We start from the raw sequence: 24,444 nt of genomic DNA, 5'->3' as shown, positions 1-24,444 counted from the left end.
TGGTGATAAAATTCCGTTTTGTCGCGGATGATGGTAGTGACGATCAGATACAGCAAAGGCTGCAATCGCTTGCAGCCTTCAAAGCTCCGGGCGTGAGGTGAACCGGTTAAACCGGGACGAGATCTTCCGGGGTGTAGTGCATTTCGCTCAGGATTTCGCCGCTATCATTGTCAACGGCTTGCAGGGTGACGCCATACCCCCATAACTGTCCGATATAGCCCAGTGCCAATTCCGCTTCGGATTTATCAAGACGAATGCCGTCATGCTGGGTATGGGCGATGTAAAGCTGGCGATTGCCGCGCAAATCGACATCGACCACTTGCAGGTCGGGCTCGCGCACCGACAGGTCGTGCATGCGGGCCAGCGCACGGCGTACATTGCGATAACCGTTATCATCATGGATGGCACCAACCTGAAGATACGGGGCGGAGGCCTGGTCATTGATCATGAACATGCGCATGTCCCGCATCACCTTGGGCGAGAGGAATTGCAAAATGAAGCTTTCATCGCGGTAATGCGCCCAGGCTTCGCGCAGCGTGGCAAAGGGCTGGTTATTGCCGGCAATGTCGGGGAACCATTTATGGTCTTCCTCGGTAGGCTCAACGCAGATGCGGTGAATATCCTGCATCATGGCAAAACCCAGCGCATAGGGGTTAAAACCGGAATAGCGCGGATCGTCATATTCGGGCTGAAACACCACCTTGGAATGGGAATCGATAAATTCCATGATCGCGCCTTCGGAAATCAGCCCTTTGTCATACAGGCGGTTCATGATGTGGTAATGCACATAACATGCACAGCCCTCATTCATCACCTTGGTCTGTTTTTGCGGGTAAAAATACTGGCCGATATTGCGCACGATGCGCAAAATCTCGCGCTCCCACGATTGTAAACCCGGCGCATTTTTTTCCAGGAAATAAAGCAGATTTTCCTCGGGCAGGCCAAATTGTGCCCGGCGTTGTTCCTGGCGCAGGCGGCGCTTCTGGTCATCCAGGTCTTCGGGGTCGTCATCGTGCTGGGGCAGGGTGCGCCACAAATCGTTATAGGTTTCGTCTTCGTATTTGGCGCGCTCGCGTTCACGCTCCAGCTCGACCGCCAGATTGGGTTTTTCCGGGTGGGAATAACGGTTCACCCCGTGATCCATCAGGGCGTGTGCGGCATCCAGAATGCGTTCAACCGCATCAAAGCCAAACCGGTCCTCGCATTTGGCGATATAGCGTTTGGCAAATTGCAGATAATCGAGAATGCCCTCTGCATCGGTCCATTGTTTGAACAGATAATTGTTTTTGAAAAAATGGTTATGGCCAAAGGCGGCATGGGCCATCACCAGCGCCTGCATGCCGATGGTGTTTTCTTCCATCACATAGGAAATGCAGGGGTTGGAGTTAATCACGATCTCGTAGGCCAGTCCCTGATAACCCTTGCGATACATCGCGTCATCGCGCACGAAGCGTTTGCCGAACGACCAGTGATGATACATCAACGGCATGCCAATCGATGAATAGGCATCGAGCATTTGCTCGGATGTAATCACCTCGATCTGGTTGGGATAAACATCAAGGCCCATTTCATTCAGCGCAATGTCCTCGATCGCGTCATAGGTGGCTTTGAGACTGTCAAAGTCCCAGTCGGCACCATCAAACAGCAGGCCGGATTTGGTTTTGCGGGCTGTCATATCCGTGCCTCCGCCTTGTTTTTGGCAAACAGTTCGCGAAATACCGGGAAAATATCGGCCGCTTTCTTCACCCGTTTCAGGGCAAAACGGCCATTCTGGCTCTGTGCGAGCGGGGCATAAGCCTTCCAAAGCGCGGTTTCACCTTCGGCTGTTGAAAATATTTCGGCCTCGCGTTCGTCGGTGATTTCGATATAGGCGTAATACTGGCATTTGGGCAAAAGGTCCTCGGCCAGAAGGGCGGTGCATTTGGCCCCGTCATTGGAATAGTTATCACCATCCGATGCCTGGGCGGCATAGATGTTCCACTGATCGACCGGGTACCTCTCGGCCAGGATTCGCTTCATTTCCTCGAGCGCGGTGGAAACAATGGTGCCACCGGTTTCGCGCGAATAGAAAAAGGTTTGTTCGTCCACCTCGGATGCGCGTGATGTATGGCGAATAAACACCACTTCCACATGTTCGTAACGACGATGCAAAAACATGTGCAGCAGCATGAAAAACCGTTTCGCCAGTTCCTTCATCTGTTCGGACATCGAACCTGAAACATCCATCAGGCAGAACATCACGGCCTGGGTATTGGGATCGGGGATTTGCCGAAACTGGTTATAACGGGTGTCGATCGGGTCAATAAAGGCAATCGCCTTGCTGCGCCGTTTGGCTTCGTCCAGTTCGGCCTGCAACAGCTTCAGCGTTGCTTCATTGGCCTGCTTTTGCGGTTGCGGAATGTCGCCTGCATTTTCAGCCGTCAGGGCGGCAATTTTCTCTTCCAGTTCGCGGATTTCACTGCTTTTGGGGCGGCGCAGGCCAATGCGCCGGGCCAGCGAATTGCGCATGGTGCGCACCAAGTTCAGGTTGGCCGGGCTGCCCTCCACCGAATATCCCGCCCGTGCGGTGCGAAAGGCGGTGGTTTGTTTCAGGCTTTTTTTCAAAAGATCGGGAAGCTCCAGATCCTCGAAAAAAATATCAAGAAACTCATCGCGCGTCAGCACGAACTGGAATTCATCTTCGCCTTCGCCATCCGGGCTGGCCTGTGATCCACCGGCACCGCCATCGCCGCCCTGGGGGCGCGCGATCCGGTCGCCGGGAACGAATTTTTTATTGCCGGGCAATACATAATTGCGGTCGCCGCCCCGGCCTGCATGGTGAAACCCCGGTTCCCGCAGGGTTTTGCCGGGAATCGTGATTTGGTCGCCATTGTCAATGTCGGTAATGCCGCGTGTTTTTATGGTGTCTTCGACGGCTTTTTTGATCTGTGCCTTGGCACGGCGCATAAAACGCTGGCGATTGCCAATGCTTTTGCCTTTCGGGTTTTTGCGGCGGTCGATGATATGGAACATGGGCAGTCTATCCTTGAAACGCAGGGCCGCACCGGCGGCTGGCCCAACCCGGCACCGGGTGGCGGAAGGGGAAAACCGCCACCCGGCGGGGGCCGGTACGGGCCTGTCAGCCCGCCTTGTTGACGCGCATATACCATTCCACCAGACGGCGGGTCTGGCGTTCGGTATAGCCACGCTCGATCATGCGTTTGACGAACTCGTTATGTTTCTTTTCGGTATCGCCATCCTTTTTCGATCCGAACGAAATCACCGGCAACAGGTCCTCCACCTGGCTGAACATGCGTTTTTCAATTACGTCACGCAGCTTTTCATACGATGTCCAGGCGGGGTTTTTGCCCTTGTTGTTGGCGCGTGCCCGCAGGGCAAATTTGACAACCTCGTTACGGAAATCCTTGGGGTTGGCAATACCGGCCGGTTTTTCGACCTTTGAAAGCTCCTGATCGATAATTTTGCGGTCCAGAAGCTGCCCGGTATCGGGGTCTTTGAAATCCTGGTCTTCGATCCAGGCGTCGGCATAGGCGACATAGCGGTCAAACAGGTTCTGACCATAATCGGAATAGCTTTCCAGATAGGCTTTCTGGATTTCCGCCCCAATAAATTCGGCATAGCGCGGGGCCAGTTCCGCCTTGATGAACTCCATATATTCCTTTTCGCGTTCTTCCGGGTACTGTTCACGCCGGATCGCCTGTTCCAGCACATACATCAAATGGACCGGGTCGGCGGCCACCTCGTGGGTGTCGTGGTTGAAGGTTTCGGATAAAACCTTGAAGGCAAAACGGGTTGAAATGCCGTCCATGCCTTCATCGACACTGGCCGAATCGCGATATTCCTGCATCGAACGCGCTTTCGGGTCGACATCCTTGAGCGTTTCGCCGTCATAAACGCGCATTTTGGAAAACAGGTTGGAATTTTCATGTTCCTGAAGGCGCGACAGGATGGAAAACTGGGCCAGCATTTTAAGGGTACCGGGCGCGCAGGATCCCTGCTCCAGTTCCGAACCCTGCAGCAATTTGTCGTAAATGCTGGTTTCTTCGGTGACACGCAGGCAATAGGGCACCTTGATCACGCTGATACGGTCAATAAAGGCTTCGTTGTTTTTGTTGGCCTTGAAACTTTGCCATTCCGCCTCGTTGGAATGGGCCAGAATCATGCCCTGGAAGGGGATGGCACCCAGGTTTTCCGTACCGATATAGTTGCCTTCCTGGGTTGCGGTCAGCAACGGATGGAGCATCTTGATCGGCGCCTTGAACATTTCGACAAATTCAAGCATGCCCTGATTGGCACGGTTTAACCCGCCGGAATAGGAATAGGCATCGGGATCATTCTGGCTGTAATATTCCAGCTTGCGAATATCAACCTTGCCCACCAGCGATGAAATATCCTGGTTGTTTTCATCGCCGGGTTCGGTTTTGGCAATGGCGATTTGCCGCAGGCGCGATGGCAGCAGCTTGACGACGGAAAATTTGGAAAGATCGCCGTCAAATTCATCCAGGCGCTTGACCGCCCAGGGCGACATCAGGCCGGTAAGGCGGCGTTTGGGAATGCCGTATTTATCCTGGATCGCATCGCCCATTTTTGACGGATTAAACAGGCCCAGCGGGCTTTCAAATACCGGGCTGATGTCATTACCGGCTTTCAGAACATAAATGGGTTCCTGTTCCATCAATTCCTTAAGCCGTTCGGCAAGCGAGCTTTTGCCCCCGCCAACCGGGCCCAGCAGATAAAGAACCTGTTTGCGTTCCTCCAGTCCCTGGGCGGCATATTTGAAGAAACCGACAATCCGTTCGATGGTTTCTTCCATGCCAAAAAAGTCGTCAAAGGCCGGGTACCGCTTGATTGTGCGGTTCAGAAAGATGCGGCCCAGACGGGAATCGGTCGATGTGTCGATCAGTTCGGGTTCGCCGATGGCCTTGATCATGCGTTCGGCCGCCGAGGCATAGGCCGATGGATCATCGCGACACAAATTGAGATAGTCACGAATGGTCAGTTCGGTTTCGCGTTTTCCGTCATAACCTTCCGCATATAGCTCGAAGATATCCTGGTCTTCAGCCATGGCGCGGTCTCCTTTCCAAAATTATCGCACGTCTTTTGTTTCATAAGGGTCCGGTCTTGTGGCAACTCTCCCGGTTGAAGGTCGTTGGGCGGCCTGGGGCCATGCCCGTTATTTTTTGGTTCCGCCGGAAAAGGGGTATTGCACAATGCCGGTGGAACGGTTTTGAGAAAAAAGGGGCAGCTTGGGTGTCAATGCACGGCTAAAAGCAAAATGGCGTCGTCAGACCCGGGAAACAGGCTGCAAAAGTGCCCGCCTGTAGAAATTTTCATCCATAGTGTCCGCGGTTGGCTTGCCGGGCGACGGACTGAATTTTTCCGCCAAAATCGTGCCCCTGTGCAAGGCCAGGGCGACAGGATGCAATCGTAAAGCAACTACTTTAGAACGTGGTTACTGCGCTGGTGCTACGCAATATGTTCTTTAAAAATTTCAGTAAGTTCCAGCCGATTTTATCGAAATGACCGTTCACAAATTGGTGACGGGATGCCTACATGTTGGTACGACATCGTCAATAGCCTCTCCCTGACAGACAGTGTGCCTGATAGATGCAGGTCATGAAAGGAAACAATGTCAGAAAATTCTGTATATTTTATTGACAGTGACGCCCTGAACCGGATTTTGCAGGAAAAAAGTGCGCTGCTGGTTGATGTTCGTCAGCCCGACGAATTTTCCGGCGGTACGGTGCCCGGCGCGATCAATATCCCCTTGGGCGAGCTTGATATGTCCGCCCTGATTGATCAGACCGACGAAATGGAATGTGACATCGTTTTTATCTGTGCGGTGGGGCAGCGGTCCTTTGGGGCGGCCAATGCCGCATTGCCGCATCTGGATTGCAAGGTCATGACCCTGAAGGGCGGTGTGCAATCCTGGGCGCGCGATGGCTTTGCTGTTCAAAAATAAGTCTGCCATGTCGGGCGATCGCTGGCGCAAAAGAAAACCCCGCAACCGGTGACGGTATGTGGGGTTTTCTTTTGATGGTGCCGGCAGAGAGACTCGAACTCCCAACCTTCGGATTACAAATCCGCTGCTCTACCAATTAAAGCTATGCCGGCGTGAGCGGCGAGAACATAGTCCGGCTGGATCAGGATTGCAAGCCCCTGATTCATCCGGTTTTCCGCCGCCGGTTATTTTGCGATAAATCCTTTTGTTTCAAGCGATTCGCGTAAAATCAAATCCGGTTTATCCCTGTGTGCGGAACAACTCGTAAAGGGCGACCGCCGCCGCATTGGACACATTGAGGCTTTCGATGCGGTCCGTCATCGGCAGTTTGACCAGAAAATCGCAATTATCCCGGGTCAGGCGGCGCAGACCATCGCCTTCGGACCCCATGACGATTCCCACCTTGCCGGTCAGTTTGGCCTCGGCCAGGGTTTGTTCGGCTTCGCCATCCATGCCTGCCAGCCAGAAATTGGCCCCCTTCAGGGCTTCAAGCGCGCGGGCAAGGTTGCCAGCATGGATATAGGGCACAACTTCCAGTGCCCCGCTGGCCGATTTTGCCAGGACACCCGATTCTGTCGGCGCGTGACGATCCGGGACAATGACGGCACTGGCACCAAAGGCCGCCGCACTGCGCAGAATCGCGCCGACATTGTGCGGGTCCGTGACCTGATCTAGAATCAGCACTGTTGCCGAATCCTGATCGCGAAATTCCGCCACCAGATCCTCGACGGCGGGTTGGGGCAGGGGGGCACAGTGCATGGCCATGCCCTGATGCACCGATCCGGGCGGTAACATCTGGTCAATATCGACACGCCCGGCATTATCGACGGCAATATCGGTGCGTCCGGCTTCCTGTAAGGCATAGTTGATTTCATCGCGGGCATTTTCGGTGGCCCAGATGCGATGAATCGTGCGTTGCGGGTTTGCAATGGCCATCATGACCGGATGACGGCCAAAAAGAATCAGGCGCGACGAATCCCGTCCGGCCCCTGAATCCCGGCCGCGTCCGCGACCCCGGCGGGAATTGCCATCGGTGTTTTCCGCGTCTTGCGGGGACATGCCGCCCTCTGGCGAGGCGGCGGGGCGGGAAAATGAACGATTTTTGCTGCGGCGCGCCATTGTGGCGGAAACCTCCAACTCATAAGAACTTGAATGCACTTTATTTCGCCCGGTTTACCGGGTGAAACGAGCATATAGGAAAGGAAATGCGAATTCGTGCTTTTTTTGCTGTTGACAAGAAGGGTACCTGCAACGTATTCCCTCCCTCGCCGAAACGAGGCGGGCCTCACAGCCAACAGCGTTTCAGCCCCGTGGAGGGGTGGCAGAGCGGTCAAATGCAGCGGACTGTAAATCCGCCGACTTAGTCTACGCAGGTTCGAATCCTGCCCCCTCCACCAACCTCTCGCCCTCGCGAGAGCTCGCAATATAAATATGCGGGTGTAGCTCAATGGTAGAGCAGAAGCCTTCCAAGCTTACGACGAGGGTTCGATTCCCTTCACCCGCTCCAGAATTTTAGTGGCCCGTCGGCGAGTGCGGTGGGTTCTTACGTGTTTTTTTGGTTCGGATTAGGATCTGAGGGCAATGGCCAAGGAAAAGTTTGCGCGTACAAAGCCGCACGTTAACGTTGGCACCGTCGGCCACGTTGACCACGGTAAAACCACGCTGACCGCAGCGATCACGAAAGTACTGGCAGAAAGCGGCGGTGCGTCGTTCCAGGACTACAACATGATCGACAAGGCACCGGAAGAGAAGGCACGTGGTATCACGATCTCGACCGCGCACGTCGAATATGAAACCGAAAACCGCCACTATGCGCACGTCGACTGCCCGGGCCACGCTGACTATGTGAAGAACATGATCACCGGTGCCGCCCAGATGGACGGTGGTATTCTGGTTGTTTCGGCAGCTGACGGCCCCATGCCGCAGACCCGCGAGCACATCCTTCTGGCCCGCCAGGTTGGCGTTCCGGCACTGGTCGTGTTCATGAACAAGGTTGACCAGGTTGACGACGAAGAGCTGCTCGAACTCGTCGAAATGGAAATCCGTGAACTGCTGTCGTCCTACGACTTCCCGGGCGACGATATTCCGATCATCAAGGGCTCGGCTCTTGCTGCTCTGGAAGGTCGCGACGACGAAATCGGCAAGAACGCCATCATGGAACTGATGGCCGCTGTTGACGATTACATCCCGGCGCCGGACCGTCCGAAGGACAAGCCGTTCCTGATGCCGATCGAAGACGTGTTCTCGATCTCGGGTCGTGGTACGGTTGTGACCGGTCGTGTTGAAACCGGTATCGTCAAGGTTGGTGAAGAAGTCGAAATCGTCGGCATCAAAGCCACCGTCAAAACCACCGTTACCGGCGTTGAAATGTTCCGCAAGCTGCTCGACCAGGGCGAAGCTGGCGACAACATTGGTGCGCTGCTGCGTGGTACCAAGCGTGAAGACGTCGAACGTGGCCAGGTTCTGGCTCATGTCGGCTCGATCACCCCGCACACCAAGTTCCAGGCAGAAGCCTACATCCTGACGAAGGATGAAGGTGGTCGTCACACGCCGTTCTTCTCGAACTACCGTCCGCAGTTCTACTTCCGTACGACGGACGTTACCGGTTCGATCGAACTGCCGGAAGGCACGGAAATGGTGATGCCGGGCGATAACGTGCAGATGGTCGCAACGCTGATCGCACCGATCGCGATGGACGAAGGTCTGCGTTTCGCAATCCGTGAAGGCGGTCGTACCGTCGGCGCGGGCGTCGTTGCCAAGATTATTGAATAATTTGTGATTTTGCATCGAATAGATGCTTGATCTTTGATGTGCGGGCGGATATAAGCCGCCCGCACACCCCACCACCCGGATGGGGATGTGTCGGAAACAAAATTGATTACCAACTGTTTCTGGCAAGATTATAGGAGTGTAGCTCAGTTGGTAGAGCATCGGTCTCCAAAACCGAGGGCCGTGGGTTCGAGTCCCTCCGCTCCTGCCATTTTTTCCGGGCCTGATTTAATAAGCATTTGAAACGGTACACACCCGACAATGGCTAAAACGTCACCGGCACAATTCGTACAACAGGTTCGCCAGGAAGCCCGCAAGGTTACGTGGCCGACCCGCAAGGAAACGACCGTATCAACCCTGATGGTTTTCATCATGGTTGCTTTTGCGTCTGTTTTCTTTTTTGTCGTTGATCAGCTTCTTGCCCTGGGCGTCAAGCTGATCTTTGGTGTCGGGGGCTGATATGGCTGAGCATCGCTGGTACGTGCTGCACGTCCATTCCGGTTTTGAAAAAAAGGTCGCCCAGTCGATCCGCGAACAGTCGATCAAGAAAGGTCTTGAAGGCGAGATTGCGGAAGTTCTGGTCCCGACCGAAGAAATTACCGAAATGCGTCGTGGCAGCAAGGTCAATGCCGAGCGCAAGTTCTTCCCGGGTTATGTGTTGCTGAAAATGCAGCTGACGGACGAAAGCTGGCATCTGGTCAAAAACACTGCCAAGGTTACAGATTTCCTTGGTAGCCGTGGCAAGCCGATGCCGATTTCGGAAAAGGAAGCCCAGCATATCCTGCATCAGGTTCAGGAAGGTGTTGATCGTCCGAAATCCACAGTCAGCTTTGAAGTTGGCGAAGAAGTCCGGGTTTCGGATGGTCCGTTCGCATCCTTTAGTGGTGTGGTCGAAGGGGTCGACGAAGAGCGCGCACGCCTTAAGGTGTCTGTGTCGATCTTTGGTCGTTCAACCCCGGTCGAGCTGGAATACACCCAGGTCGAAAAGATCTGATCGATCTTTGAAAAGTTTCCGGATTGCAAGGTTTTGTATCCGGTTTATAGAGCGCGGGAGGTCAGCCATGACCGGACCGCGCGCTTCTTTAAGAGGTAAGTGAAATGGCCAAAAAGATTACTGGCTATATCAAGCTGCAGATTGCCGCTGGTAAAGCCAACCCGTCACCGCCCGTCGGCCCGGCTCTGGGTCAGCGCGGCGTGAACATTATGGAATTCTGTAAGGCGTTCAATGCTGCAACCCAGCAGATGGAACCCGGTATGCCGATTCCTGTCGTCATCACCGTCTATGCCGACCGTTCTTTCAGCTTTGTCACCAAAACCCCGCCTGCATCCTACTTCCTGAAAAAGGCAGCAGGTCTGGCAAAGGGTTCGGGTACGACCGGCAAGGGTTTTGTCGGTAAAGTGACCAAAGCCCAGGTCGAAGAAATTGCCAATGCCAAGATGGCTGACCTTAATGCGGTCGACATCAAGGGCGCTATGGCGATGATCGAAGGTTCGGCCCGTGCAATGGGTCTCGAGGTTGTGGAGTAAGACGATGGCCAAGACTGGTAAGCGCCTTGCCCAGGCCTATGAGGGCATTGACCGTAACAAACAGTATGAACTTGCTGCTGCCATCAAGCTTGTCAAAGACGGTGCAAAAGCAAAGTTCGACGAAACCGTTGAAATCGCGATGAACCTGGGTGTTGACCCGCGTCACGCCGACCAGATGGTTCGTGGTGTTGTATCGCTGCCGCACGGTACCGGTAAAACCATGCGTGTTGCTGTCTTCGCAAAAGACGCCAAAGCAGAAGAAGCCCAGAAAGCGGGTGCGGATGCTGTTGGCGCCGAAGACCTGATGACCGCAATGCAGGGCGGCGATCTGAATTATGATCGCGTCATTGCAACCCCGGACATGATGGCTGTTGTCGGTCGTCTCGGTAAGGTTCTCGGCCCGCGCGGCCTGATGCCGAACCCGAAACTCGGCACCGTGACGATGGACGTTGCCAAGGCCGTTGCCGATGCAAAGGCAGGCCAGGTTCAGTTCCGCGCTGAAAAGAATGGTCTGGTTCACGCTGGCGTGGGCAAGGCATCGTTTAGCGAAGAACAGCTGGTTGAAAACGTCAAGGCGTTCGTTTCGGCGATCGTCAAGGCGAAACCGACCGGTGCCAAGGGCACCTATCTGAAGCGTGCCGCTGTCAGCTCCACGATGGGTGCTGGCGTTAAGGTCGCCGTTTCGGATATCGCGACCAACTAAGATTTGAGTTTCCGGTCTGCCCCCGGGCGGGCCGGTTGCCGGAGAGGGGGCTATCCCCTCTCTACCTGTCTGTCCCAGACTGCAGGTGGGCAATGTCTGATTGCTCTTAATCTCCTGCATAGGCAGAGGTTCCGGTTCTAGAATTTCCCGTTATCGGGGTTTTCCAAAGGCTTGAACATCTGGCAAACGGACGGGCGTCATCGACCGGTTCCTGTGGACCGGTCACGTCTGTGAACCCTTAGGGGTTCAGGGCAAAAAGCAAAATGTCGGAGACTGATTGTGAACCGCGATGAAAAACAACAGTTCGTAGCAGAAATGCGCGAAGTGTTCGAAGGTGCGGAAGGCGTCATCGTCACCCAATACAAGGGTCTGACGGTCGCTGAAATTACCGCTCTTCGTGCGCAGATGCGTCAAGCTGGTGCGGGCTTCAAGGTCACCAAAAACCGGCTTACGCGACTTGCTCTGGAAGGCACCAAATTTGCCAACCTGGCAGATTACTTCACCGGCCCGACCGCGATCGCCTATTCGGCGGACCCGGCCGCAGCCGCAAAGGTAGCTGCCAATTTTGCCAAGGCAAACGAGAAGCTTGTTCTCGTTGCTGGTGGTCTCGGCGAACAGGTTCTGGATGAACAGGGTGTTAAAGCTCTGGCAGAACTGCCGTCGATCGACGAACTGCGCGCAAAACTGGTTGGCATGATCCAGACCCCGGCACAGCGTATCGCTACGCTGACTTCCAAGCCGGCGGCCCAGATCGCCCAGGTGCTCAAGGCATATGCCGACAAAGGCGAAGCCGCGTAACCCTTTTTTACCTCAATACTACCAAGTTTAAGCCTAGGAGTTATCAAAATGGCCGATCTTAAGGCACTCGTCGAAGAGCTCTCCAAGCTCACCGTTATCGAAGCTGCTGAACTGTCCAAGCTTCTCGAAGAAGAATGGGGCGTTTCCGCCGCTGCTCCGGTTGCTGTTGCTGCCGCTGCTGGTGGTGCTGCTGCTGAAGCTGCTGAAGAAAAAACCGAATTTGACGTTGTTCTGGCATCTGCCGGCGACAAGAAAATCAACGTCATTAAAGAAGTTCGCGCAATCACCGGTCTTGGCCTGAAAGAAGCCAAAGACCTGGTCGAAGGCGCTCCGAAGCCGGTCAAAGAAGGCGTGGCTAAGGAAGAAGCTGAAGAAATCAAGAAGAAGCTTGAAGAAGCTGGCGCAACCGTCGAACTCAAATAATCGGCGGCTTTTGCCAAGGTTTGGGTCGGCGTTCCTTTTGGGGACGTCGACCTATCCGTCTTTGCGGGATATATTTTTTGACACCGCAGGACGCGAAAGGGAAATTTAACGGTTGACGCTGCCAAAGCTAATCATACATAGTGCGAGACTGTTTTTGCCGAAGGTTATCTTTGGCGGCGTCGACAGCCGAGGGATCAGTGATCTCTATTCATGTTGGATGTCAAATAACATCCGCGGTCATATTTAAGTAACGCCCGCCCCGTACGGGGCTCGGGCGTCGTTGTGCTGAACGCATTTTTTGCGGGGGCATGTTCGACGACGAGTTCGGACGGTGTGGGGAGGCGCGATTAAAGGAACGATGATGGATAAGTCCTTTACTGGTCGAAAGCGCATTCGCAAGAGCTTTGGACGGATCAGCGAAGTCGCTCCGCTCCCGAACCTGATTGAGGTTCAGAAGAATTCTTACGTGAAGTTTTTGCAGACCGGAATCCCGAGTGAGCAGCGGGATGATACCGGCTTGCAGGAAGTCTTCAAAAGCGTCTTTCCGATTAAAGACTTTTCGGAACGAGCGACTCTTGAATTCGTCTCTTTCGAGCTGGAGCAGCCGAAATACGACGTTGAGGAATGCGGCCAGCGTGGCATGACCTTTGCCGCGCCGTTGCGCGTGACCCTGCGTCTGGTCGTTTGGGATATTGACGAAGATACCGGTGCACGTTCCATCCGCGATATCAAGGAACAGGACGTGTATATGGGCGATATGCCGCTCATGACCGAGCATGGCACCTTTATCGTCAATGGTACCGAACGTGTGATCGTTTCGCAGATGCACCGTTCGCCGGGCGTCTTCTTCGACCACGACAAGGGCAAGACCCACAGCTCGGGTAAATATCTATTCTCTGCACGCGTGATCCCGTATCGCGGTTCCTGGCTCGATTTTGAATTCGATGCCAAGGATGTGCTTTATGTCCGTATCGACCGTCGTCGCAAGCTGCCGGCAACCACGTTGCTGATGGCGCTTGAAAACGAAGAGTCCGAGCAGCTTCGTGCGCAGCGCGCCGAAGAAGGCCGCTCTGTCGATCCGTCGGAAATCGAGGGTCTGACCCCGGAAGAAATTCTCAACTATTACTATGATTCGGCTGAATACCGCCGGACCAATAATGGCTGGGTGACGGATTTCGATGCCGATCGTTATATCGGTCAGAAGCTTCTGAACGACCTTCTCGATGCCGAAAGCGGCGAGGTTGTTGCTGCTGCCGGTACGAAGATCACCAAACGTTCTGCCGCGAAAATCGTCGAGCAGGGCGTTAAACAGATCATGGTGCCCGAAGAACAGCTTTATGGCTGGTACATGGCCGAAGATCTGATTGACGGCGAAACCGGCGAAATCCGTGCCGAAGCCGGCCATGAACTGACCGAAGGCGTGTTTGAACAGCTTAAGGAATGGGGTGTTGATTCCGTTCGTCTGCTGCTGATCGATCATAACAATGTCGGGGCCTATCTGCGCAACACCGTGGCGCTGGATAAAAACAGCAACCGTGAAGAAGCCCTGGTTGACATTTATCGTGTCATGCGCCCGGGTGAGCCGCCGACGATCGAAGGTGCCGAGGCCATGTTCAAGGGCCTGTTCTTCGATGCCGAGCGGTACGATCTGTCGGCTGTTGGCCGTGTGAAGATGAATGCGCGCCTTAATCTGGAATGCCCGGATACGGTGCGTGTTCTGCGCCGCGAAGACATTCTGGAAGTCGTCCGTGTTCTGATCGACCTGAAAGACGGTCGTGGCGAAATCGACGATATTGACCATCTGGGCAACCGTCGTGTTCGTTCTGTCGGCGAACTGATGGAAAACCAGTTCCGCGTTGGTCTGCTGCGTATGGAACGTGCGATCCGCGAGCGCATGAGCTCGGTCGAGATCGACAATGTCATGCCGCATGACCTGATCAATGCCAAACCGGTTGCGGCGGCCGTGCGCGAATTCTTCGGCTCCTCGCAGCTGTCGCAGTTCATGGACCAGACCAATCCGCTGTCGGAAATTACCCACAAGCGTCGTCTTTCGGCCCTTGGACCGGGAGGTTTGACCCGTGAGCGCGCAGGCTTTGAAGTCCGTGACGTGCATCCGACCCACTATGGGCGTATTTGTCCGGTTGAAACGCCGGAAGGTCCGAACATTGGTCTGATCAACTCGCTGGCGACCTTTGCCCGTGTCAACCAGTACGGCTTTATCGAAAGCCCGTACCGCAAGGTTGTTGACGGAAAGGTGACGCCCGAGGTGATTTATCTGTCGGCGATCGAGGAAGGGCGTTATGTGATCGCCCAGGCCAACGAACCGCTGACCGAAGATTTCCGCTTCGCCAACGAACTGATCAACACCCGTAAGGCGGGTGAGCATCTGATGGCGCGCGAAGAAGAAATCGACCTGATGGACGTTTCGCCAAAACAGCTGGTATCCGTGGCTTCGGCCCTGATCCCGTTCCTTGAAAACGACGACGCCAACCGTGCTCTCATGGGCTCGAACATGCAGCGTCAGGCGGTTCCGCTGATCCGCTCTGAAGCACCGTATGTCGGGACCGGCATGGAAGTTCCGGTGGCCCGCGATTCGGGTGCAACCCTTATTGCGCGCCGTGACGGTGTTGTTGAATCGGTTGACGCCACCCGTATGGTGATCCGTGCGACGGGTGATATTGCCGCCTCGGAATCGGGTGTTGATATTTACACGCTTCGTAAATACCAGCGGTCGAACCAGGGCAGCTGTATCAACCAGAAGCCGCTGGTGAAGGTGGGCGACGTTGTCCAGAAGGGTGACATCATCTCTGACGGTCCCTGTACCGACATGGGTGAACTGGCCCTTGGCCGTAACGTGCTGGTCGCGTTTATGCCGTGGAACGGTTACAACTTCGAGGACTCCATCCTTCTGTCCGAACGGATTGCACGTGATGACGTCTATACCTCGATCCATATCGAGGAATTTGAAGTCATGGCCCGTGACACCAAGCTCGGCCAGGAAGAAATCACCCGTGACATTCCGAACGTCGGTGAAGAAGCCCTGAAAAACCTCGACGAGGCAGGGATTGTCTATATCGGTGCGGAAATCAAACCGGGCGATATTCTGGTTGGCAAGGTCACGCCGAAGGGCGAAAGCCCGATGACGCCGGAAGAAAAACTTCTGCGTGCCATCTTCGGTGAAAAGGCATCCGACGTTCGCGATACCTCGCTGCGTGTCCCGCCGGGACAGTTCGGTACCGTTGTTGAAGTTCGTGTTTTCTCGCGCCGTGGCGTGGACAAGGACGAACGTGCGCTGGCCATTGAACGTTCGGAAATCGAACGTCTGGCGCTGGACCGTGATGACGAACGCTCGATCCTGGAACGCAACTTCTATGGCCGTCTGAAAAATCTGCTGCTGGGTCAGACCATCGTTGATGGTCCCAAAAGCCTGGCCGGTGTGATTACCGAAGACAGCCTGTCGAATGTTGCCCGTGGCTTGTGGCGCCAGATTGCGGTTGCCGATGACACTGTCATGTCCGACATCGAGGCGCTGAAAAAGCAGTTTGAAGAATCGATCAAGGTCCTTCAGGCCCGCTTTGATGACAAGGTTGACAAACTTCAGGCCGGTGACGAATTGCCGCCGGGCGTTATGAAGATGGTCAAGGTCTTTGTTGCCGTGAAGCGTAAAATGCAGCCGGGCGATAAAATGGCCGGTCGTCACGGGAACAAGGGTGTCGTGTCGCGCATCATGCCGATGGAAGACATGCCGCACCTTGAAGACGGGACCCCGGTTGACATCGTTCTGAACCCGCTTGGCGTGCCGTCGCGCATGAATGTCGGTCAGATTCTTGAAACGCATCTTGGCTGGGCATCGCGCGGTCTTGGCGAGCAGATCGGGAATATGGTCGATGGTGTTCTTGATGAACGCAATTCGATGGACGAACTGCGCAGCAAGCTGAACGAAGTCTATGAAGACGACGATTATGTCGCCGGCATCAAGGAATTGAGCGACGGTGACGTGATCGAGCTTGGCAACAATCTGCGTCGTGGTGTGCCGATGGCAACGCCGGTCTTTGACGGTGCACGCGAACCCGATGTGGTCCGCATGCTCGAAAAGGCAGGCTTGGATGGTTCTGGTCAGGTCGATCTTTATGACGGTCGTACCGGCGAGAAGTTCCATCGCAAGGTCACTGTGGGCTACATCTACATGCTCAAGCTGCACCACCTTGTCGATGACAAGATCCACGCCCGTTCGATCGGTCCGTACTCGCTTGTGACCCAGCAGCCGCTGGGTGGTAAGGCGCAGTTCGGTGGCCAGCGTTTCGGGGAAATGGAAGTGTGGGCACTCGAAGCATATGGTGCCGCTTACACCCTGCAGGAAATGCTGACTGTCAAATCGGACGACGTTTCGGGCCGTACCAAGGTTTACGAAGCGATTGTGCGGGGCGAAGACACCTTTGAAGCCGGTATTCCGGAATCCTTTAACGTTCTTGTTAAGGAACTCCGGTCGCTTGGTCTCAATGTCGAGCTTGAGCAGGAAGACTACTAAAATCCAGGGCGGGCGAAGCTTGCTTCGTCCGCCATTGCATCTTTCGGCCTGAAATTGGCGAAACCCGGCGCGGCCGGGCATAGCGGGAGAGCCTTTATGAACGAGTTGATGAAGATCTTCGGGCAGCCGCAGGGCACCCAAAGCTTCGATCAGATCCGCATTCAGATCGCCAGCCCGGAGCGTATCCGTTCCTGGTCTTTTGGTGAAATCAAGAAGCCGGAGACCATCAACTACCGGACTTTTAAACCGGAGCGCGACGGTCTGTTCTGTGCGCGCATTTTTGGTCCGGTCAAGGATTATGAATGCTTGTGCGGCAAGTACAAGCGCATGAAATATCGCGGTATTATCTGCGAAAAATGTGGCGTTGAAGTTACGCTGGCCAAAGTGCGTCGTGAACGCATGGGGCATATTGAACTGGCAGCACCTGTTGCGCATATCTGGTTCATGAAATCCCTGCCGAGCCGCCTTGGCCTGCTGCTGGACATGATGCTCAAGGATCTTGAGCGTATTCTGTATTTTGAAAACTATGTCGTGATCGAGCCGGGCCTGACCCCGCTCAAGATGGGTGAACTTCTGAGCGAAGATCAATTCACCACGGCACAGGAAGAATACGGTGAAGACAGCTTCCGCGCCGGGATTGGTGCCGAAGCCATTCGTGACATGCTGGCCGAGATTGATCTTGACGACGAATATGAAGTCGCCAAGCACGATCTCAAGGAAACCAATTCCGAAGCCAAACGCAAAAAGCTGGTCAAGCGTCTGAAGCTGATCGAGGCTTTCCGGGATTCGGGTGCGCGTCCGGAATGGATGATCCTGGAAGTTATTCCGGTCATTCCGCCAGAATTGCGTCCGCTGGTTCCGCTGGATGGTGGCCGTTTCGCAACGTCGGATCTGAACGATCTGTATCGTCGCGTGATTAACCGTAATAACCGTCTGAAACGCCTGATCGAACTGCGTGCGCCCGATATTATCGTGCGTAACGAAAAGCGTATGCTTCAGGAATCGGTTGACGCCCTGTTTGACAATGGTCGTCGCGGCCGTCCGATCACGGGGGCGAACAAGCGTCCGCTGAAATCGATGTCTGACATGCTCAAGGGCAAGCAGGGTCGTTTCCGTCAGAACCTTCTGGGTAAACGCGTTGACTATTCCGGCCGTTCGGTGATTACCGTCGGGCCGAGCCTGAAACTGCATCAGTGCGGTCTGCCCAAGAAAATGGCGCTCGAACTGTTCAAGCCGTTCGTTTATGCGAAACTTGAACTGTACGGTATGGCGACCACGATCAAGGCGGCCAAACGCATGGTCGAAAAAGAGCGTCCGGAAGTGTGGGATATCCTCGAACAGGTTATCCGTGAACATCCGGTGATGCTCAACCGTGCGCCAACCCTGCACCGTCTTGGTATCCAGGCATTCGAGCCGACCCTGATCGAAGGTAAGGCCATTCAGCTTCATCCGCTGGTTTGTACTGCCTTTAACGCCGACTTTGACGGTGACCAGATGGCCGTTCACGTGCCGTTGTCGCTCGAAGCGCAGCTTGAAGCCCGTACCCTGATGATGTCGACCAACAACATCCTGTCACCGGCATCGGGTCGTCCGATCATTGTGCCGTCCCAGGACATTGTTTTGGGTCTGTATTACATCTCGATGGACGGCGAAGGCGAACCGGGCGAGGGCATGTCCTTTGTCGATATCGCTGAAATCGAACAGGCGCTGGATTCGGGTGCGGTTGGTCTGCATGCGAAAATCAATGCCCGTTACCACACCGTTGATGCGAACAACGAACCGATCACGGTACGTGTTCAGACGACGGCGGGCCGTATGTTGCTCTCGGAACTGTTGCCGCGTCATCCGCGCATTCCGTTCTCGACGATCAACAAGCTGCTGACGAAAAAAGACATCTCGAACGTTATCGATATTGTCTATCGTCACTGCGGCCAGAAAGAGACGGTCATTTTTGCTGACCGCCTGATGGGCCTTGGCTTTAACTGGGCATGCCGTGCCGGCATTTCCTTTGGCAAGGATGACATGGTCATTCCCGATGCCAAGGAACCGCTGGTCAACACGACCCACGAAAAGGTCAAGGAATACGAACAGCAGTATCAGGACGGCCTGATCACCCGTGGTGAAAAATACAACAAGGTGGTCGACGCCTGGTCGCAATGTACCGACGACGTTTCCGAAGCCATGATGAAGGGCATTTCGGCAACGAAGGAAGGCAACCAGATCAACTCCGTTTACATGATGGCCCATTCCGGTGCCCGTGGTTCTGCCGCCCAGATGCGTCAGCTTGCCGCCATGCGCGGCCTGATGGCCAAGCCGGATGGCTCGATCATTGAAACGCCGATCATTTCCAACTTTAAGGAAGGCCTGACCGTGCAGGAGTACTTCAACTCCACCCACGGTGCCCGTAAGGGTCTGGCCGATACGGCGCTGAAAACGGCAAACTCCGGTTATCTGACCCGTCGTCTTGTTGACGTCGCCCAGGATTCGATCATCACCCAGCATGATTGTGGCACCGAACGGGGCCTCGACATCTCGGCTGTGGTCGATTCGGGTGAAGTGATCGAAACCCTGTCGGATCGTATTCTCGGTCGTTACACCGCCGATGCCATCGTTGATCCGTCAACCGGCGAGGAAATCGTTGGCAAAAACGAAATGGTTGTCGAAGATCATCTCGACCTGATCGAAAAGGCCGGTGTTGAAACCGCCCGTATTCGCTCGGTTCTGACCTGCGATGCCGAAACCGGCGTTTGCGGCCATTGTTATGGTCGTGATCTGGCACGCGGTACCACGGTCAATATCGGTGAAGCGGTTGGTGTTATCGCCGCCCAGTCGATCGGTGAACCGGGTACCCAGCTCACCATGCGTACGTTCCACATTGGTGGTGCCGCGCAGCGTGGTGCGGAAGTTTCCGGTGTCGAAGCCAATTTCGATGCGACCGTGAAAATCAAAAACCATGCCGTGGTGACGAACTCCAAGGGCGTCAACATTGTCATGGCCCGTAACCTGGAAATTCTGCTTCTCGACAAAAATGGTCGTGAACGTGCGAAATTCCGCGTTCCTTACGGTGCGAAGCTGCTGACCGAAGACGGTGCACAGATCTCGCGCGGTCAGAAACTGGCCGAATGGGACCCGTACACCCTGCCGATCATCACCGAGAAGGAAGGTTTCGTGAACTATGTCGACCTGATCGAAGGGACGACCATTCGCGAAATCTACGACGAGGCGACCGGTATCGGGGCCAAAACGGTTATCGACTGGAAGAGCCAGCCGAAGGCGTCCGATCTCAAGCCGCGTGTGACCCTGCGCAATGAGAACGGCGAGGTCATCAACCTTGATAACGGTCTTGAAGCCCGTTACTTCCTGTCGGTTGACGCGATTCTGTCGGTTGAAAACGGTCAGAAGGTCAATGCTGGTGACGTTCTTGCGCGTATTCCGCGTGAAGGATCGAAAACCCGTGACATTACCGGTGGTCTGCCGCGTGTGGCCGAGCTGTTTGAAGCCCGTAAACCGAAAGAGCACGCCATTATCGCAGATATTGCAGGGCGTATCGAATTCGGTAAGGACTACAAGAACAAGCGTCGTGTCATCCTGCATCCGCATGATGATGCCGGTGTCGAGCCGATCGAATATCTGATCCCGAAAGGCAAGCATCTTGCCGTTCAGGAAGGGGACTTCGTCGAGCGTGGCGACCTTCTGATGGATGGTTCGCCGGTGCCGCACGATATTCTGCGTGTCATGGGCGTTCCGGCGCTGGCGGACTACCTGGTCAATGAAATCCAGGAAGTTTACCGGTTGCAGGGCGTTAAGATTAACGACAAGCACATCGAAGTCATCGTTCGTCAGATGCTCCAAAAAGTGGAAATCACCAAACCGGGTGACACCACACTTCTGGTTGGCGAAATTGTCGACCGTGTCGATTTCGATGCCGAGAACGAAAAGGCAGCCCGCGAAGGCGGCGATATGGCCGAAGCTTCACCGGTCCTCCAGGGGATCACGAAGGCTTCTCTCCAGACGCACTCCTTCATCTCGGCCGCGTCGTTCCAGGAAACCACGCGCGTTTTGACCGAAGCGGCGGTTTCGGGTAAAACCGATACCCTGATCGGTCTGAAGGAAAACGTGATCGTGGGTCGTTTGATCCCGGCAGGGACGGGGGCTGTGATGAATCGCTTCCGCGCCTTGGCCAGTGAACGTGACCGTGTGGTCCAGCTTGAGGCTGAAGAGGAAGAAATCGGCGATAGCTTTGGTCCCCAGGGCGGGTCCGAGTCCCCGAGCCTTCCGGCCGGCGAGTAAGGATTTACGCGCAAGGTTATGAAAGAATCAGAGACGAACCGGGAATTTTTGATCGACGCCCCGGTTCGTTTCGGCGTTTGAAGCGCCAACTCGATGGCTCCAAGGGTTTTGCTTGACGCGATATGGGCCCGTCACTAGTATGCGCCCACCGAATCTTGGGGGGTGTTTCTGTGGCGGTGCCGATAATGGTTCCGGGCGGAGATGCCCTTCCGTCGCATCAGGCGACTTTGACGGCCGTCGAGGCAGGATCCAACCTGCTTTTTTGGGCGTCCGCGATGTTTTTGTCTTTTGGCAAAAGCAAAGCGGTCGTTCGTCGTGCGTCGATAGAGTACGCCCAAGTGGCGTCCGTTAAGGCAAAAGGGAAAGTTAATGCCTACGATTAACCAGTTGATCCGCAAGTCGCGGTCGCCGCGCTCTCAGCGCGATATGGTGCCTGCACTGGAAGCATGCCCGCAGAAGCGTGGCGTGTGTACCCGTGTTTACACCACCACACCGAAAAAGCCGAACTCGGCACTTCGTAAGGTTGCCCGTGTCCGTTTGACCAACGGCTACGAAGTCACCAGCTACATTCCGGGTGAAGGCCACAACCTGCAGGAACACTCTGTCGTCATGATCCGTGGCGGCCGTGTGAAGGACTTGCCGGGTGTTCGTTATCACATTATTCGCGGTACCCTCGATACGCAGGGTGTTAAAGACCGTAAGCAGCGTCGTTCGAAATACGGCGCGAAGCGTCCGAAATAAGGAGCGCATTGAATGTCTCGTCGTCACGCTGCTGAAAAGCGCGAAGTACTTCCTGACGCCAAATATGGCGATAAGGTTCTGACCAAATTCATGAACGGTTTGATGCTCGACGGTAAAAAGTCGGCGGCTGAAAAGATCGTTTATGGTGCATTTGACATCATGGAAGCAAAAGGCGGCGATCCCGTTGCCCAGTTCCATGAAGCCATGGACAACGTGAAGCCGAACGTCGAAGTTCGCTCGCGTCGTGTTGGCGGTGCGACTTATCAGGTTCCGGTCGAAGTTCGTTCCGAACGTCGTCAGGCGCTTGCCATTCGCTGGCTGGTGGATGCGGCGCGCAAGCGTTCCGAAACCACCATGATTGGTCGTCTCGCTGGTGAATTGATGGATGCTGCTAACAACCGTGGCACCGCCGTCAAGAAACGCGAAGACACCCATCGTATGGCCGAAGCCAACAAGGCTTTCGCTCATTATCGCTGGTAATTCAGACCCAAAGATCAAGAGTCGATTATGGTACAACGTACTCCGATCTCTCGGTATCGCAATATCGGCATCATGGCGCACATTGATGCCGGTAAAACCACGACAACCGAGCGAATTCTATTCTACACCGGCAAGTCCTACAAAATCGGCGAAGTCCATGACGGCGCCGCGACGATGGACTGGATGGAACAGGAACAGGAACGCGGCATTACGATTACGTCTGCTGCAACCACCTGCTTCTGGAAAGATCACCGCGTTAACATCATTGACACGCCGGGCCACGTTGACTTCACGATTGAAGTTGAACGTTCGCTGCGCGTGCTCGACGGTGCCTGCGCCGTGTTTGACGCGGTTTCCGGTGTTGAACCGCAGACCGAAACCGTATGGCGCCAGGCTGACAAATACCACGTCCCGCGGATGTGCTTTGTCAACAAGATGGACCGTACCGGCGCGGACTTCTTCCGTTGCGTCGAGATGATGAAAGAACGTCTTGGTGCCAACACGGCCGTGTTGCAGTTGCCGATCGGTTCTGAATCCGAGTTTGAAGGTGTTGTCGATCTGGTTCACAACCGGGAAATCGTCTGGAAAGACGAATCCCTGGGTGCTGAATTTGAATATCGCGAAATTCGTGATTCCCTGGCTGACCAGGCGAACGAATATCGTGAAGCCCTGATCGAAGCCGCCGTCGAATTTGACGAAGAAGTGATGGAAGCGTATCTCGAAGGCGAAATGCCGTCTGAAGAAACGCTGAAGGCCTGTATCCGTAAGGGTACGCTGGCGTCCAAGCTGGTTCCGGTTCTGTTGGGTACCGCGTTCAAGAACAAGGGTGTTCAGCCCCTTCTTGATGCCGTTATCGACTATATGCCCGCACCTGACGACATCACCGATGTGCGTGGTGTCAAGCCGGGTACCGAAGACGAGCCCGATTCACGTCCGCTGAATGACGAAGCACCGTTCTCGGCGCTGGCATTCAAGATCATGAGTGACCCGTTTGTCGGTTCTCTGACCTTCATTCGTATCTACTCGGGTGTTCTTGATGCCGGTTCCTACGTTCTGAACTCCGTTAAGGAGAAGAAAGAACGTATCGGTCGTATGCTGCTGATGCATTCAAACAACCGTGAAGAAATCAAATACGCCTGCTCGGGTGACATCGTGGCACTGGTTGGTATGAAAGATACCACCACCGGTGATACGCTCTGCGATCCGTCCAAGCCGATCATTCTGGAACGCATGGAGTTCCCGGATCCCGTTATCGAAATTGCTGTTGAGCCGAAAACCAAGGCTGACCAGGAAAAGATGGGTCTGGCACTCGCACGTCTGGCACAGGAAGATCCGTCTTTCCGCGTCAAGACCGACCACGAATCCGGTCAGACCGTGATTTCGGGCATGGGTGAACTGCATCTCGACATTATCGTTGACCGTATGAAGCGTGAATTCAAGGTCGAAGCGAATGTCGGGGCTCCGCAGGTTGCCTATCGCGAAACCATCTCGCAGCAGGTCGATATCGATTACACCCACAAGAAGCAGTCGGGTGGTTCGGGTCAGTTTGCCCGTATCAAGTTGACCTTCACCCCGGGTGAACCGGGCAGCGGGTTCTCCTTTAGCGATACCGTCGTTGGCGGTAACGTGCCGAAGGAATACATCCCCGGTGTCCAGAAGGGTCTTGAAAGCTCGCTGCCGAATGGCGTTATCGCAGGCTTCCCTGTGACCGACCTTTCCATCACCCTGACCGACGGCGCATATCACGACGTCGACTCGAGCGTGATGGCCTTTGAAATTGCTGCACGCGCTGCCTTCCGTGAAGGTCTCGGGAAAGCTCGTCCGAAGCTTCTTGAGCCGATCATGAAGGTTGAGGTCGTGACCCCCGAAGAATATATGGGCGACATCATTGGCGACCTGAACAGCCGTCGTGGCCAGGTTCGTGACATGGACTCTCGCGGTATCGCGCGCGTCGTCACGGCTTATGTCCCGCTGGCAAACATGTTCGGTTATGTCAACACGCTGCGTTCCATGTCTCAGGGTCGTGCCCAGTTCGTGATGCAGTTCGATCATTACGCCGACGTGCCGCAGGCTGTCGCGGACGAAGTCCGTGCCAAATCGGCCGGCTAAGGCGAAGCAAGGAATAAACGGAGTTAAAAATGGCTAAAGAAAAATTTGCGCGTACAAAGCCGCACGTTAACGTTG

Annotated in this window: 17 protein-coding genes and 4 tRNA genes; 16 read left to right on the top strand and 5 right to left on the bottom strand. The window is 54.9% G+C overall.

All coding sequences use genetic code 11. The annotated features are described in order from the left end of the window. Positions 1 to 106: 106 nt before the first annotated feature. From TH25_RS18750 to TH25_RS18740, 3 genes are all read right to left on the bottom strand, one after another. Positions 107 to 1,675 carry a SpoVR family protein gene (locus tag TH25_RS18750; protein WP_114089829.1) on the bottom strand — a complete coding sequence of 523 codons (1,569 nt, stop codon included), beginning with the start codon at positions 1,673 to 1,675 and terminating at the stop codon, positions 107 to 109. After that, positions 1,672 to 3,012, bottom strand: coding sequence for a YeaH/YhbH family protein (locus TH25_RS18745; RefSeq protein WP_114089828.1), 1,341 nt, complete (start codon positions 3,010 to 3,012; stop codon positions 1,672 to 1,674). Before TH25_RS18745 ends, TH25_RS18750 begins: the two co-directional genes overlap by 4 nt. A gap of 106 nt (positions 3,013 to 3,118) precedes the next feature. Further along, positions 3,119 to 5,065: a PrkA family serine protein kinase gene (locus TH25_RS18740; protein WP_114089827.1), complete on the bottom strand. Its 1,947-nt coding sequence runs from the start codon at positions 5,063 to 5,065 to the stop codon at positions 3,119 to 3,121. A gap of 564 nt (positions 5,066 to 5,629) precedes the next feature. On the opposite strand from TH25_RS18740, the gene TH25_RS18735 reads away from it, so the two are divergent. Continuing rightward, the gene (locus TH25_RS18735; RefSeq protein WP_114089826.1) at positions 5,630 to 5,962 is read left to right on the top strand and encodes a rhodanese-like domain-containing protein; all 333 of its coding nucleotides are present in this window, start codon (positions 5,630 to 5,632) and stop codon (positions 5,960 to 5,962) included. A 75-nt stretch (positions 5,963 to 6,037) separates the two neighbouring features. Here the strand turns inward: TH25_RS18735 and TH25_RS18730 are convergent. Beyond that, positions 6,038 to 6,114, bottom strand: a tRNA-Thr gene (locus TH25_RS18730). 127 nt (positions 6,115 to 6,241) lie between these two features. Beyond that, positions 6,242 to 7,060, bottom strand: a complete 819-nt coding sequence (rlmB, locus tag TH25_RS18725) for a 23S rRNA (guanosine(2251)-2'-O)-methyltransferase RlmB (RefSeq protein ID WP_258549216.1) — start codon at positions 7,058 to 7,060, stop codon at positions 6,242 to 6,244. A gap of 253 nt (positions 7,061 to 7,313) precedes the next feature. Here rlmB and TH25_RS18720 point away from each other — a divergent pair. The 15 genes from TH25_RS18720 (at position 7,314) to fusA (ending at position 24,369) form a co-directional block, all read left to right on the top strand. Further along, positions 7,314 to 7,398, top strand: a tRNA-Tyr gene (locus TH25_RS18720). A gap of 36 nt (positions 7,399 to 7,434) precedes the next feature. After that, positions 7,435 to 7,508: transfer RNA gene (locus TH25_RS18715), tRNA-Gly, on the top strand. Positions 7,509 to 7,582: 74 nt separating this feature from the next. Continuing rightward, positions 7,583 to 8,773: an elongation factor Tu gene (tuf, locus tag TH25_RS18710; protein WP_114089824.1), complete on the top strand. Its 1,191-nt coding sequence runs from the start codon at positions 7,583 to 7,585 to the stop codon at positions 8,771 to 8,773. Positions 8,774 to 8,905: 132 nt separating this feature from the next. Beyond that, positions 8,906 to 8,981: transfer RNA gene (locus tag TH25_RS18705), tRNA-Trp, on the top strand. 50 nt (positions 8,982 to 9,031) lie between these two features. Further along, positions 9,032 to 9,229 carry a preprotein translocase subunit SecE gene (gene secE, locus TH25_RS18700; RefSeq protein WP_114089823.1) on the top strand — a complete coding sequence of 66 codons (198 nt, stop codon included), beginning with the start codon at positions 9,032 to 9,034 and terminating at the stop codon, positions 9,227 to 9,229. A gap of 1 nt (position 9,230) precedes the next feature. Next, positions 9,231 to 9,764, top strand: coding sequence for a transcription termination/antitermination protein NusG (gene nusG / locus TH25_RS18695; RefSeq protein WP_114089822.1), 534 nt, complete (start codon positions 9,231 to 9,233; stop codon positions 9,762 to 9,764). Between the two features lie 104 nt (positions 9,765 to 9,868). Beyond that, the gene (gene rplK, locus TH25_RS18690) at positions 9,869 to 10,297 is read left to right on the top strand and encodes a 50S ribosomal protein L11 (protein WP_114089821.1); all 429 of its coding nucleotides are present in this window, start codon (positions 9,869 to 9,871) and stop codon (positions 10,295 to 10,297) included. Between the two features lie 4 nt (positions 10,298 to 10,301). Beyond that, positions 10,302 to 11,000, top strand: coding sequence for a 50S ribosomal protein L1 (gene rplA / locus TH25_RS18685; protein WP_101271767.1), 699 nt, complete (start codon positions 10,302 to 10,304; stop codon positions 10,998 to 11,000). A gap of 279 nt (positions 11,001 to 11,279) precedes the next feature. Continuing rightward, entirely contained in the window at positions 11,280 to 11,798 is a 519-nt protein-coding gene (gene rplJ, locus TH25_RS18680; RefSeq protein WP_114089820.1) for a 50S ribosomal protein L10, read from the top strand. A 48-nt stretch (positions 11,799 to 11,846) separates the two neighbouring features. After that, complete coding sequence (rplL, locus tag TH25_RS18675; RefSeq protein WP_114089819.1) at positions 11,847 to 12,221, top strand: 50S ribosomal protein L7/L12; 375 nt, start codon at positions 11,847 to 11,849, stop codon at positions 12,219 to 12,221. 361 nt (positions 12,222 to 12,582) lie between these two features. Further along, the gene (gene rpoB, locus TH25_RS18670) at positions 12,583 to 16,749 is read left to right on the top strand and encodes a DNA-directed RNA polymerase subunit beta (protein WP_114089818.1); all 4,167 of its coding nucleotides are present in this window, start codon (positions 12,583 to 12,585) and stop codon (positions 16,747 to 16,749) included. A 96-nt stretch (positions 16,750 to 16,845) separates the two neighbouring features. Beyond that, complete coding sequence (gene rpoC / locus TH25_RS18665; RefSeq protein WP_114089817.1) at positions 16,846 to 21,039, top strand: DNA-directed RNA polymerase subunit beta'; 4,194 nt, start codon at positions 16,846 to 16,848, stop codon at positions 21,037 to 21,039. 369 nt (positions 21,040 to 21,408) lie between these two features. Next, positions 21,409 to 21,780, top strand: a complete 372-nt coding sequence (rpsL, locus tag TH25_RS18655) for a 30S ribosomal protein S12 (protein ID WP_073957450.1) — start codon at positions 21,409 to 21,411, stop codon at positions 21,778 to 21,780. 12 nt (positions 21,781 to 21,792) lie between these two features. Next, complete coding sequence (rpsG, locus tag TH25_RS18650) at positions 21,793 to 22,260, top strand: 30S ribosomal protein S7 (RefSeq protein WP_073957451.1); 468 nt, start codon at positions 21,793 to 21,795, stop codon at positions 22,258 to 22,260. Between the two features lie 27 nt (positions 22,261 to 22,287). Continuing rightward, positions 22,288 to 24,369, top strand: coding sequence for an elongation factor G (gene fusA / locus TH25_RS18645; RefSeq protein WP_114089815.1), 2,082 nt, complete (start codon positions 22,288 to 22,290; stop codon positions 24,367 to 24,369). The last annotated feature ends 75 nt before the right edge of the window (positions 24,370 to 24,444 follow it).

Source organism: Thalassospira profundimaris (assembly GCF_003326755.1).
GTDB lineage: Bacteria > Pseudomonadota > Alphaproteobacteria > Rhodospirillales > Thalassospiraceae > Thalassospira > Thalassospira profundimaris_B.
Note: the sequence above shows the minus strand (reverse complement) of the source record. Positions and strands in the feature narration are given on the sequence as shown.